10 protein-coding genes are annotated in these 13581 nt (G+C 45.3%); 4 read left to right on the top strand and 6 right to left on the bottom strand.

Annotated features, from left to right (window positions below):
- Positions 1 to 21 precede the first annotated feature (21 nt).
- From BW716_RS20550 to BW716_RS20530, 5 genes are all read right to left on the bottom strand, one after another.
- A complete protein-coding gene (locus BW716_RS20550; RefSeq protein WP_083725453.1) occupies positions 22 to 3027 on the bottom strand; it encodes an ATP-binding protein in 3006 nt (1001 codons plus the stop codon).
- A gap of 14 nt (positions 3028 to 3041) precedes the next feature.
- Positions 3042 to 3440 (bottom strand): response regulator, encoded by a 399-nt coding sequence (locus tag BW716_RS20545; protein WP_083725451.1) that lies wholly within the window; start codon positions 3438 to 3440, stop codon positions 3042 to 3044.
- Between the two features lie 120 nt (positions 3441 to 3560).
- Positions 3561 to 4316: a translation initiation factor IF-3 gene (infC, locus tag BW716_RS20540; RefSeq protein WP_235643916.1), complete on the bottom strand. Its 756-nt coding sequence runs from the start codon at positions 4314 to 4316 to the stop codon at positions 3561 to 3563.
- A gap of 250 nt (positions 4317 to 4566) precedes the next feature.
- Complete coding sequence (thrS, locus tag BW716_RS20535) at positions 4567 to 6507, bottom strand: threonine--tRNA ligase (protein ID WP_083725449.1); 1941 nt, start codon at positions 6505 to 6507, stop codon at positions 4567 to 4569.
- Positions 6508 to 6708: 201 nt separating this feature from the next.
- Positions 6709 to 7278, bottom strand: coding sequence for a DUF3347 domain-containing protein (locus BW716_RS20530; protein ID WP_083725447.1), 570 nt, complete (start codon positions 7276 to 7278; stop codon positions 6709 to 6711).
- Between the two features lie 110 nt (positions 7279 to 7388).
- Here BW716_RS20530 and BW716_RS20525 point away from each other — a divergent pair, with 110 nt between their 5' ends.
- The 4 genes from BW716_RS20525 to BW716_RS20510 all read left to right on the top strand — a co-directional run bounded on the left by BW716_RS20525 (position 7389) and on the right by BW716_RS20510 (position 12182).
- Entirely contained in the window at positions 7389 to 9326 is a 1938-nt protein-coding gene (locus BW716_RS20525; RefSeq protein ID WP_083725445.1) for an ABC-F family ATP-binding cassette domain-containing protein, read from the top strand.
- A gap of 37 nt (positions 9327 to 9363) precedes the next feature.
- On the top strand, positions 9364 to 10050 hold the full coding sequence (locus BW716_RS20520) for a response regulator transcription factor (RefSeq protein ID WP_083725443.1): 687 nt from the start codon (positions 9364 to 9366) through the stop codon (positions 10048 to 10050).
- Complete coding sequence (locus BW716_RS20515) at positions 10050 to 11441, top strand: ATP-binding protein (protein WP_083725441.1); 1392 nt, start codon at positions 10050 to 10052, stop codon at positions 11439 to 11441. Before BW716_RS20520 ends, BW716_RS20515 begins: the two co-directional genes overlap by 1 nt.
- 81 nt (positions 11442 to 11522) lie before the next feature.
- Positions 11523 to 12182, top strand: a complete 660-nt coding sequence (locus BW716_RS20510; RefSeq protein WP_083725439.1) for an efflux RND transporter periplasmic adaptor subunit — start codon at positions 11523 to 11525, stop codon at positions 12180 to 12182.
- 249 nt (positions 12183 to 12431) lie between these two features.
- Here the strand turns inward: BW716_RS20510 and BW716_RS20505 are convergent, their stop codons facing one another.
- A complete protein-coding gene (locus BW716_RS20505; RefSeq protein WP_083725437.1) occupies positions 12432 to 13463 on the bottom strand; it encodes a rhodanese-related sulfurtransferase in 1032 nt (343 codons plus the stop codon).
- Positions 13464 to 13581 lie beyond the last annotated feature (118 nt).

Here is a 13581-nt window from a genome sequence, read left to right as displayed (position 1 = left end):
ACATAGAATACACGCTCTTTTCTATTTCGGTAAATATACTGTAAAGGTAGCCCCCTTACCCAGTTCGCCCTCGGCTTGTATCAACCCATGGTGGTTTTCTGCAATTTTCTTACAGAGCGCCAGGCCGATACCCGTACCTGCATATGTCTTTTTATCATTGAGGCGCTGGAAAATGGTGAAGATGCGATTGGAAAATTGTTGTTCGAACCCTATGCCATTGTCCTGGAAGATCAGTTTGATATAAGATTGATCTTTAGATAATTCTTCAGGAAGTTCATCAAAGGATACACCAGCTACGCTGATTTTTATAAACGGATCTTTGTCACAGAATTTCAGGGAATTGCCGATCAGGTTCGTAAATAATTGCTGTATTTGTAAAGGGATTCCACGTACAACTGGTAATGCATCTGATTGTACCAGGGCGCCCTTTTGTTCTATCAATAATTCGAAGTCAGTTAGGGTATTTTTCAAAATAGCCTGGAGGTCGGTATTCACAAAACGGGCTGCCGGATTAGAAAGACGGGAATAGTCCAGCACGTCTTTGATAAGTGCCGTCATTCGGGTAGCAGATGACTGGATCTTTTCGAAGTAATGATTGGCCTGGGTACCACTGTCTTTCATACTCTTTTGCAGCAATTCGGAGAAGGTCCTGATTTTTCGCAGAGGTTCCTGCAGGTCATGACTCGCGATATATGCAAATTGTTCTAGCTCATTATTTTTTCTTAACAATTCGGCAGTTCGCTCATCAACTTTTTGTTCAAGGTCCTGGGCACTTTGCTGCAATATTTCCACAGCGTGGCGGTGCAGCCTCGTGATCCTGATCTGTGCACGTACCCTCGCTAATAATTCTTTCGCTGAAAACGGTTTGACGAGATAATCATCTGCACCAATATCGTAACCTGCTATTTTAGCTTCCTCACCTGCTCTGGCCGAAAGCAGGATAACGGGAATACCAGATGTGTCGGGATCACCTTTCAGGTGATGCAACAATGCCACTCCGTCCATTTCGGGCATCATCACATCGCTGATCACAAGCTCAGGTACCTGTTGACGAATACGTTCAAGCGCAAGTTTCCCATTAGCTGCCGTATCCACTATATAATAATGGTGGAGAAGGCGCTGAAGGTAGTCCCGCATATCACCATTGTCATCAACAACAAGGATAACCGGTTTATCCTCTTCAGCGTCTACATTCGGATCTAACTCCGCCAGACCTAAGCCGGGGTCCAGCTGAGCGGCTTCCTGGGCAAAATTCTCAGGCAACAACGAGAAATAATCATTGTTATCATGCATCGAAACCTGATCTTCTGGCAGGTGCGCCATACCCAATGGAATACTGACGGTGAAAGTAGTACCTATACCCAGTTCACTCTCCACAGTGATATTTCCCTCATGGAGCAGCACCAGTTCTTTCACTAATGACAGGCCAATACCGGTTCCTTCAAAAGAACGGCCACCACTCTGCTTCACTCTATGGAAACGTTCGAACATATGTGGCAGTTCCTCATCTGGTATACCGATACCCGTATCTTTTACTTTCAGAATAGCATGGCCATCATCCTCATATAAGACAACAGAAATAGTGCCCTTCAGGGTGTATTTAAAAGCATTCGAGAGCAGGTTGAGCACGATCTTCTCCCACATCTCTCTATCTATATATGCCGTTTCCTGTAGCACGCGGCAATCCACTTCCAGTTGCATACCGGCATGCTCGATTGCTGAACGGAAACTACCAGCCAGGTCCATTGTTACATTTGCAAGATCGACAGGGCAATACTGCGCCTGTGCTTTTTTAGCTTCAATGCGACTAAAGTCAAGGAGGGTGTTTACCAGTTTCAGGAGCCGATTGGCGTTCCTATGCATTGTCTCCAGGTCGGCTTGCTGTTTCGTCGAAAATACAGAAGTGTTACCAGCCAGCAATTCTTCCAGGGGACCCAGCATAAGGGTAAGCGGCGTTCGGAATTCGTGACTGATGTTATTGAAAAAGGCTGTTTTGGCTCTGTCGATTTCTATGAGTGCTTCGGCTCTTTTGCGGGCTTCTTCGTATGCGTACACATTCGAAAGACCACTTCCAATCTGGTCGGCTATGAGTTGAAAAAAGCTGCTGTACTTTTCATCCAGCTGCCGATGTGGATTCAGACCGACGATCAGCAGTACAGATACGGCTGACTGACCAGCATTCATCGGAATGACCAAAGCATTGTCCGGCGAGCGGCCCCATGCACCTGAAGGTAAATTACCAAAACCATCTATCAGGCTGCTGATAACCAGTGTCTTATTGAAACTAATTGCCTCAGGCAATTTCCAGTAATCTGCGATCTCACTATCCAGCTTAATCTTTGCTGGCAGCACATTTTCATGAGAAGTACCCACCTGTGTGGCCATTCCGGTGTCCGTATTTACCTGGTAAATGCAGGTGAACGGGAAGTCGTGCAGGTTCTGTTTAAGTATATCGATGGTATGGGCAAAGACGGCCGAATCGGATTTAGTATCCATGATTATCTTGCCCAAATCTCTTAAAGTACGTAGTTGTCTTTCACCTGTAATGCGGAAGGTATCGTCTGTATTGGCACAAATTATCCCATTTGTACCACCATAATCACCGGGTATCGGACTATATGAAAAGGTGTAGTAAGTCTCTTCCGGATAGCCATTGCGCTCCATGATCAGCAGGAGTGCTTCGTCGTAAGTGCCGATATTCTTTTCCATGCAGGCTGTGGCCCGTGGTTCTACTGCATCCCAGATTTCCTTCCACACTTCGGCAGCAGGTGCACCTAACACATGGGGATGTTTACCTCCCAGGATCGACCTGTAAGGATCGTTGTAAAGATTGATCAGCTCCGGTCCCCACCAAACAAACATAGGTTGGCTGGATGTGAGGATGATGCGTATACAGGTTTTCAAACTTTGCGGCCAGGTTTCATAACGGCCTAATGGGGTTGAAGCCCAGTCATGGGAGCGAATTAATGCACCCATTTCCCCACCGCCAGTGAGGAATTCTGGGATTACAGTATTTGTCAGTTCCATATTATATGTAGAAATCAGGTATTATACCCTCTCAAAACTTGCTCCAATCTTTTTTCAAGGAGGGCCATACTGGGTGGTTTAACGATATAATCGGCAGCGCCCATATGTTTGGTTTCAACAATGTCGCGTTGTTCGGATGAAGTGGAATAGATAATCACAGGGACATTTTCTAACCTTGGAATCTTTCGGATTTCCTGCAGGCATTCCCTTCCGTTCATGCGCACCATATTCAGGTCGAGAAAGATAAAGTGTGGGGTGAACTTATCTTCTCTGTTCAACTTTGTCAGTGCGTCAATACCATCATTGGCAGTGATACAATGTATATTCTCATCGATGTTGCTCAATGCCAGGGAAAAGATCTCCTGGTCATCATCGTCATCGTCTATTAAGAAGCAAATGATCCTATCCTCCATATTGTGTCTAAGGTTACCCAATATACAGTTTTTAGATGTAGGTACATATCAAAAGTAATACCTAAATAAAAGCCCGGAACCATGGGCTCCGGGCTTATTTATATTAAGTTGTACCAGTGATTATTCTGGTTTATTTTCAGGTGTTGAAGCTGGTGCTGCAGATACCTGGGCAGGAGTGATAGGGCGTGATTCCCTTGGCTCTCTTGGCTGCTGCGGACGATCTTCTCTGGGTTCCCTAGGTTCTCTAGGTTCCCTTGGTGCACGGTCTTCCTTCGGTTCTTTATTACCAGAACCTGGCTTTTTCTTAGCTGATTTAGGCGCGAAGATGGCGATCATACGCTTACCTTCCATGGTAGGCATACCTTCCAGTGCACCTACTTCTGCCAATCTTTCTGCAAATTTCAAAAGTATCAGCTCTCCTCGTTCCTTGAACATGATTGCACGACCTTTGAACTGCACATATGTTTTTACTTTATTACCATCTTTGAGGAATTTCTCCGCATGTTTGGCTTTGAAGTCGAAGTCATGGTCGTCGGTATTAGGCGTAAAGCGAATTTCTTTTACTTCGCTTTTGTGCGCATTCGCCTTCATTTCCTTTTCCTTCTTCTTCTTTTCGTAAAGGAATTTATTATAGTCAATGATGCGGCAGACAGGTGGAGCGGCATTCGGAGATATTTCAACCAGGTCCAGTTGCTGTTCTTCGGCCATACGCAGGGCATCCTCCGTGCGGTATACGCCTACTTCAATGTTCTCTCCCACTAAACGCACTTCCGGAACGCGAATCATTCTGTTTGTGCGGTGTTCTTGTTGCTGTTCTCTACGGAAGTTGGGGGTTCTTCCACCCCTGTTAAAATTTGGTCTGGGTCCTTGCTGCATTAAAAAAAGTAAAATTTCAAATTAATAATTGTCTATAATGTTTAGAATGAGCCGGCACAGCTACTAATTGTTATTGCTTTAAATAATAGATATTAGCTATGAACCGACCTTTTTATGTTAATAGACTCTTACGCAATTAACGTACCCGAAAATACAAAAGTTCAATTAGTTAAAAATATATTTCTATAATTTTCAAAGTATCAACCCTCATTTTTGAGGGTTGATACAAAAACTTTTGTAACAGAGTCGTTTATTCGAAAGATTTTCTGTTTGTGACTTCTTCCTGGACCAGTGCGATGAATTGATCGATATCCATAGCTCCTAAGTCTCCCTTGGCCTGTCTGCGTACAGCTACCTTGTCTTCAGCGGCCTCTTTTTCGCCCAGTACCAGCATATAGGGAACCTTAGCAAGCTCGGTTTCTCTGATCTTTTTACCTATCTTCTCACTCCGGTCATCAATTTCTGCTCTAATTTCTGATTTTTTTAACAATTCTGCCACTTTTTCTGCATATGCCTGACTCTTATCACTAATTGGCAGGATTTTCACCTGCGTAGGTGTCAGCCACAGCGGGAATTTACCACCGCAATGTTCGATCAGTACGGCGATGAATCTTTCCAGTGAACCGAATGGCGCACGGTGGATCATTACAGGGCGGTGGCGTTGGTTATCTGCACCGATATATTCGAGTTCGAAACGCTCAGGCAGGTTGTAATCCACCTGGATGGTACCCAACTGCCATTTACGGCCCAGGGCATCCTTCACCATGAAGTCCAGTTTAGGACCATAGAACGCTGCTTCGTCGTATTCTGTTACTGTTCTCAGGCCTTTTTCTGCTGCTGCTTCAATGATCGCCTGTTCTGCCAGGTTCCAGTTTTCCTCTGTACCGATGTACTTGGTTCTGTCTGTCTGGTGACGCAGGGAGATCTGGGCTGTAAAATCAGTAAAGCTCAGACTATTGAATACATATAATACCAGGTCGATCACTTTCATGAACTCTTCCTTCACCTGGTCAGGACGGCAGAAGAGGTGCGCATCATCCTGAGTAAATCCACGTACACGGGTCAGACCATGGAGTTCACCATGCTGCTCGTAACGGTATACTGTACCAAATTCTGCAAAGCGTACCGGCAGGTCTTTATAGCTCTTAGGACTGGCTTTGTAAATTTCACAGTGGTGTGGACAGTTCATGGGTTTCAGCATGAACTCCTCGCCTTCCTCTGGTGTGTGGATGGTCTGGAAACTGTCTTTACCATATTTTTCATAGTGACCGGAAGTCTTATACAGGTTCACGTTACCGATGTGCGGCGTTACAACCGGTAAATATCCCAGGTCCAGCTGTGCTTTCTGCAGAAAAGCCTGGAGTCTTTCACGGAGCATGGCGCCTTTTGGCAGCCACAGTGGCAAACCTAAACCAACCTTTTCGGAGAAGGTGAACAGTTCCAGTTCCTTACCCAGTTTACGGTGGTCACGTTTCTTTGCTTCTTCCAGCAGGAACAGGTGTTCATCCAGTTCTTTCTGGTTAGGGAAAGTAACACCATAGATGCGGGTCAGCATCTTGTTCTTTTCATTACCTCTCCAATAGGCACCAGCAATATTTGTCAGCTTGATCGCTTTGATAAAACCGGTACTTGGAATGTGTGGGCCACGGCACAGATCAGTGAAATTACCTTGTGTATAGAAGGTAATTTTACCATCCTCCAGCTCGTTGATGGTCTCTATTTTATATTCATCACCTTTTTTGGTGAAGTAATCCAATGCTTCTACTTTGCTGACTTCCCTACGTTCATAAGCGTTGTTGGCTTTTGCCAGTTCAGCCATCTTTGCTTCTACCTTACGCAGATCTTCGTCGGAGATGGTACGGCCACCCAGGTCGATGTCGTAGTAAAAACCGCCTTCAAGTGCAGGGCCATAACCGAACTTTACGCCCGGATAGATTGATTCCAGCGCTTCTGCCATCAGGTGGGCGGAGGAGTGCCACATGGTAGACTTACCTTCCACATCAGACCAGGTCAGCAATTGCAGCGTACTGTCCGTCGTTATAGGGCGGGCGGCGTCTACCACCTGCCCGTTCACTTTAGCGGCTAATACTTTGCGTGCCAATCCCTCACTGATGGATTTGGCAATGTCCATTGCAGTTACTCCTGCTTCATACTGACGAACTGCGCCATCCGGTAATGTAATGTTGATCATACGATTGAGCTGTTAATCTTCAGCTATTAAGTTTTGCGTTTTTATGTTCCCAATGGGGTATATCTGTTTGATACACCGCGTTTGGGCTTGCGAAGTTAAGAAAATTGATGGGTTTTTCTACATCTGTTAAAAGATGGTTGACAGGACCTTCGGATTAACAGGGACGAAGGTAGCAGTGAGCACTGCATTTATACTTCCTGCTTAGTTAAATCTCAGACTATCCGTGACTTCTACACACCCCAGCATATCGTTTCCAAAATAAGGATTCGTCTTCTTACTGGAATTGCTCAGCCAATACCCACCGGCATCCTTCAGTGCCATCGGACAATACTGACGGTAAACGGTTTTCCCTTTCACACCTGTCACTTTAATCAAATCAAACAACAAACCAGACACCATATCAAATGCAGCTCTTTTCTCTTCAATAGCCTTCTCACTTACCAAACCACTTAACTCAGCACTCATGCTGGTCACCTGGTTCCTTACATTTGCCAGCCGGCCGGAATCCATTTGCAGGGAATTGAGCGGCAGACTGTCGAGGTGTTGTTTCAACTCGGCACTATACCGGTCTATATATGTGATGTTTGCCTGGGTCAGTCCTTCTGTCAGGGAATAGTAACTCTCCATGGCTAACTGTAATGAATCGTAAAAGACAGTGGCGTAAGGCGCCTGTAATGCCGTAGTATCCCCTTTTTCTCCGTTCTCCTGCCTGGTGGATGATTGACAGGCTGCTATGCTGATCAGTAATAATGCCGCTACTATGAACCTCATATATTATATGTATCTTTTTGCAAAGATAAGGAAACCATCGCTTTTGCCTGCGCCCGGCACAAAGGATCATTAAAAAGCACTAACTTTGCCCCTTTCAATTAATTTAGGCAATGCTAATAGCACTTCAGGACATTACTTTTGAGTTTGGCGCAAGGGCCATTGTAGAAAACGCCTCGTGGCATATCATTCCCGGCGACCGTGTAGGATTGATCGGGATGAATGGAACCGGGAAATCCACTATTTTACGTGTTATTAACGGGGAGTATTCCGTTTCAAAAGGTAGCGTCAACAAAGCTAAAAACCTCTCTCTTGGTTTCTTTAACCAGGATCTTCTGAGCTTCGAATCTGACGACTCCATCCTCGAAGTGGGTATGACCGCTTTTGAAGAAGCCATTAAATTGGAAAAAGACATCGAGCGCCTTACCCAGGAACTGGAAACTAACCAGTCCGAAGAGCTCCTGATCGAATTCAGTGATAAACTTCACCTCTTCGAAACCCTCGGCGGTTACGAAATGAAACACCGTTCTGCACAAGTACTGGAAGGTCTCGGTTTCAGCACTGCTGACCTGGAAAGACCTTACAACCAGTTTTCCGGAGGTTGGCGCATGCGCGTACTCCTGGCAAAACTGATCCTGCAGCAACCGGATGTACTCATGCTCGATGAGCCGACGAACCACCTTGACCTCCCTTCCATCGAATGGCTGGAAAAATACCTGCAAAGCTATAACGGCGCTGTGATCATCGTATCGCACGATCGTTTCTTCCTCGACAGAATGGTCAACAAGATTGTTGAGTTGTACCAGCAGCAGCTGCACCACTACTCAGGCAATTACGAAGACTACGAACAGGAAAAAGAACTGCGCCGCGAAATGCAGCAGCGTTCTTACGAAAATCAACAGGAATACATCCGCCAGCAGGAACGCTTTATCGAGCGATTCAAAGCCAAAGCTTCCAAGGCCGCACAGGCACAGAGTGCTATGAAACGCCTGGACAGACTGGATAGAGTAGAACAGGTAGATGGTGGTCCTTCCAAGATCAGAATCAACTTCACGATTGATAAAACACCGGGAAAGATTATCTGTACCCTGGAAGAAGTGACCAAGAAATATGGTAACCTTACCATCCTGGATCAGGCCAGCGCAATCATCAACCGTGGTGACAAGATCGCCCTGATTGGGGCAAACGGTAAGGGTAAATCTACCCTGCTCCGCGTAATCGCTGGTACGGAAGAAATGGAAGGCGAACGCATTCCCGGTCACAACGTAGTAGACAGCTTCTACGCACAGCACCAGCTGGAAAGTCTGAACATGGAGAGCGAAATCCTCGACGAACTGAAAAGCTGCGGTAGCGGTCGTACAGAAGTAGAGCTCCGCTCCCTCCTGGGTTGTTTCCTCTTCACCGGCGACGATGTATATAAGAAGATCCGCATCCTCTCCGGGGGTGAAAAAGCACGTGTGGCGCTGGCAAAAACAATCATCAGTCAGGCGAACTTCCTGCTGCTCGATGAGCCGACGAACCACCTGGACATGAACTCCGTACAGATGCTGATCGATGCACTCTCCAAATACGACGGTACCTATGTACTCGTTTCCCACGACCGTTATTTCGTAAGCCAGACGGCTAACAAAATATGGGAAATCGTGGATGGTGAGATCAAGGAATTCAGAGGCACCTATACTGAGTGGGAAGAGCATAAAAAACGCCAGGCAGAAGTAGCAAAACAACAGGCCGCAGCTGCTAAAGAACAGAAAAAAGAAGCGGCAGTACCTGCAGTAAAACAACAGGAACCAAGAGCGCCAATCGATAAGGATAAGAAAAAAGAACTCCAGAAACAGCAAAAGCAATTCCAGCAACTGGAAGAGCAACTGGCTAAGCTGAATTTAAAGAAAACCGACCTGGAAACGGAAATGAATAATCCGGACGTCTATGCCGACAAAGCCCGTTTTCAAAAGGTAGAAGCAGCATATGCTCAACTGGGCAAAGAATTGAAAAGCGCCACCGCAGAATACGAAAAGGCATTTGAAAAACTGATGGAGCTGGAAGGTTAATCCGCTCCATCAGTACACATCATCCTTAAATCAGCTTATGCAGCGAATACTCGTAGTCGAAGATGAAATAAAAGTAGCCAACGCCGTCAAAAAGGGCCTGGAGGAGAATGGCTTTGAGGTAGATGTAGCCTACGACGGCCGTATGGGTAAAAGCCTTGGCGCTTCCAATAATTATGACCTGGTGATCCTGGACCTTAACCTGCCCCATAGTAATGGTTATGAAGTATGCGAAGTGATCCGCCGCCGCAATAACCGTATCCCCATTATCATGCTGACTGCCCTGGGCGGTATGGAAGACAAGATGCAGGCCTTTGAGCTGGGGGCAGACGATTATCTCGTAAAGCCGTTCGATTTCCGGGAACTCCTCGCGCGCATCCGCGTATTCCTGAAAAGAGCTGGTAGCGAAGTACAACAGAACTCTCAATACAAGATCGTCATCGCCGACCTCGAAATAGACAGGGAAAAGAAAGAAGTGACCCGTAGTGGTAAAAAAATCCCCCTCACAGCCAAAGAATACCAATTGCTGGAATTCCTGGCCCTGCACAAAGGGAAGGTGATCTCCAAACTCGTCATTGCCGAAAAGGTATGGGATATTGACTTCGATACAGGTACCAATGTGATCGAAGTATACATGAACTTCCTTCGTAAAAAAATCGATAAGGATTTCGAAAATAAGCTGCTGCATACCAAAACTGGTATGGGATACTACCTTGCAGAAGAATAGTGAAGATCAAATATAAAATAGCACTCTCCTACTCTATTTCAGCCATCATATTGCTGAACACCTTTGCTATTCTCGCTTATTACTTTTCTTCACAATCCAGGCAGGCAGAGTACCTGGACCGCCTGGAATACCGCGCACGCTCTATCGCCAATGTAATCATTGAAGATAATACCGTGAAGGTAGACCTGCTGCGCAAACTGGATAAAACCACCTTCCAGGACCTCTATAAAGAAAGCATTCTTGTATATAACCTTAACTACGATCTGCTGTATTCTAATTTAAAGGATACAGCAATCCGTACTTCCCGTCCTTTACTGGATTATATTAAGAAGTATGGAGAGTATAGTCATGGCCGTGATAACGGTGAACTGGTCGGTGTATATTATACAGAGGGCGATGTATCGGTGATCGTACTGGTGTCTTCCTTTGATAAATATGGTTATCAGAACCTGCAGAACCTGAAGCGGATCCTGATAATTGAAATTGTCGTAGCCGTAATTCTATTAGTCATCATCGGCTATTTCTTTGCCCGTAAAATGGTACAACCCATTGATAAACTGGTAAAGCAGGTAAAGACCATCAATGCCAACAACCTGCAGGGGATCAGTGTAGAAGCCCGTGGCAAGGACGAGATTGCGCAGCTGGGTGCAAACTTCAACACCATGCTGCAACGCCTGAGCGATGCATTTGACCTGCAGAAGAGCTTTGTGAACAATGCCAGCCATGAACTGAGAACTCCCCTGGCATCTATCATCAGCCAGCTACAGGTAGCCCTCTCCAAAGACAGAACAAAAGAAGTATACGCCGATATCTTAGCCTCCGTACTGGAAGATGCAGAGAACCTCTCCGACCTGAGTAATGGTCTGCTACAACTGGCACAAAGTGAGCTCAACCAGCAGAAATTTATCTTCAGTGAAGTACGTATGGATGAGCTGCTGCTGGAAATGGGCAACCTCGTCAAACTAAAACATGTACCGGTAGCGGGTGAACCGCAAAGGGGCCCTAAGGTCGATATCAGCTTCCTGAAAGTACCCGACCAGGATACAGAGCTGGTAGTACAGGGTAATGAGAGCCTGCTGAAGGTATTATTCCTGAATCTGTTGGACAATGCCTTTAAATTTTCTACTGACAACACTGCAAGGGTTACAATCGATTTCTTCACACATAATATACAGATCCAGGTCAGAGATAATGGGATCGGTATAGCCCCGGAGGAACTCAACAAGGTATTTGAACCCTTTTATAGAGGAGCAAATGCCCATCAAACCCGCGGCCATGGCCTAGGACTCTCTATCTGTAAAAAGATCGTGCAACTGCACAAAGGTCATATTTCCGCTTCCTCCACCCCCGGGAAAGGCACGATTTTCACCGTTATCCTGCCCCACACCTGATTATTTTAATGAGTTTTTAATTGTGTTTAAAGCATTCTTTAAGTGAGAATGGGGAATTTTGCTATTATTCTAAAGAACGACATGAAGTGCAATTTTCTTTTCTCCCTTTTACTTTCCTCAGGATTTTTCCTGGGGGGCTGCAAACATCCGCAGCTGGAAGGCGGGGCGACTAAAAAGACCTTTGTACTGAGTGATACGATGTTGAAGACAATTCGGATAGATACTGCCAGTATAGAGCCCGTGCAGATGGAATTACATTTTTCAGGAAAAGTGGCTGGTAAGATCAATAAGCAGAAAGATATAGAGATCCTTGTAGATTATTCTTCCCAGCACCTTGATGATGTAAAAGAAGGCTATAAAGCTGAAATTGTTACTGCAGCGCTACCCGACAAGATCTTCTACGGAATTGTAGATGCCGTCGATTCTTCTTCTAATGCAATTCAGTTAAGTATAAAACTGGATGATATGAACAAACTACTGAAGCCAGAGATGTTCACGAAAGTCATTTTACATTACAGCGAAGGAGATGATATGGTAGCCGTGCCAGAAAATGCCGTGATCGCAGATCATTGCAGGAATTATGTACTGGTGTTTAAGGATAAGTATAATATCCAGCTAAGAGAGGTGGAGACTTATACAACGTCAGGAGAAACAACATATATCAGCAAAGGACTGGATGCAGGAGAGAATGTGATATTAGATCACCAGCAGCTGATCTATGATGCATTAAGCGAGAATTAAGTTTTAGTTCGCATATAGGTTGATAGAATGGACATGCAAACGCAGCTCTTTCAGATGTAAAATTTGTCTGAACTGTTTTCATGCTCAATTACTCCGCCCCGCCGCAGAAGAAACAACGCGGGGCGGTTTTTCTTTTAAGTATTCATATCCTTTAGAAATAGCAATTAGATTAAAAAAACTCGCTTCTCCTTTTGGCAGAAGCGGTTTTTTTTATGCACGCCTGCGGCACTTGAATGCCGGATTGTGTACCTATTCGTTCATCCTCGGACGTAATCGCTGTTTCGCCTTATTAAATACCATCTGCCCCTTATCCGCTCCTTTCCTCATTTCCTGCTGCACTTCTGGTTCCAGGTGATACACTGACTGACATGCTGAGCTACAACATCCATCATACTTTGCCGCACACTCCTCACATTGTATAAACAGCAAATGGCAACCATCATTTTTACAATTCGTATGCGAATCGCATGGCTTTCCACACTGGTGACAACTGCTGATAATTTCATCTGTAATACGCTCCCCTAACCTATCGTCAAATACAAAGTTCTTTCCTTTGAATTTGAGTGGCAATCCCTGCTCCTTTGCCTTGTTCGTATATTCAATGATGCCCCCTTCCAGGTGGAATACATTCTTAAACCCATGATGCAGCATATAAGCCGATGCTTTTTCGCAACGGATACCACCAGTACAATACATCACGATGTTTGCATCTTTATTTTCCTTCAGCATATCAACTGCCATCGGCAATTGCTCTCTAAAGGTATCAGATGGCACCTCGATCGCATTCTGAAAATGCCCCACTTCAAACTCGTAGTGGTTGCGCATATCTACCACAATGGTATTCGGGTCGTCAGTAAGTTCATTGAATTCCCTGGCTTTCAGGTATTTACCTTTATTTTCCATGGAAAAGGATGGGTCGTCGATACCATCTGCCACGATCTTCTCGCGCACTTTGATCTTTAGTACCCAGAAGGATTTGCCATCATCATCTACTGCTACGTTCAAACGTATGCCATTGAGGAAATGATACCCATACAGGCGATTCCTGAATTCCTCAAAGTGATGCTCCGGAATACTGATCTGGGCATTGATGCCCTCTGATGCCACGTAAATCCGTCCAAATACCTTCAGCTCATCGAGCTTGAGGTACAAGTCATCACGAAATGCCTGTGGATCTTCAATCTTTGCGTACTGGTAAAACGAGACGGTGACGCGACGAAATGTCTCTGCTGCCAGCTTTACTTTTAGTTCAGCTGCAGAAATACGGTTGTGTAGTGCCATTTTTTTAGTAGAAATTTTAAGAACACTTGCCTTGTGAGCAAAATTTCTACGATTCCCTTTGTGGGTTTCGTAACCCCTGACCTAATTTCAGGAGCTGCAAAGGTAACAATCTACTTTT

Origin of the sequence: [Flexibacter] sp. ATCC 35208 (genome assembly GCF_001975825.1) — a bacterium.
Classification (GTDB): domain Bacteria; phylum Bacteroidota; class Bacteroidia; order Chitinophagales; family Chitinophagaceae; genus Chitinophaga.
Note: the sequence above shows the minus strand (reverse complement) of the source record. Positions and strands in the feature narration are given on the sequence as shown.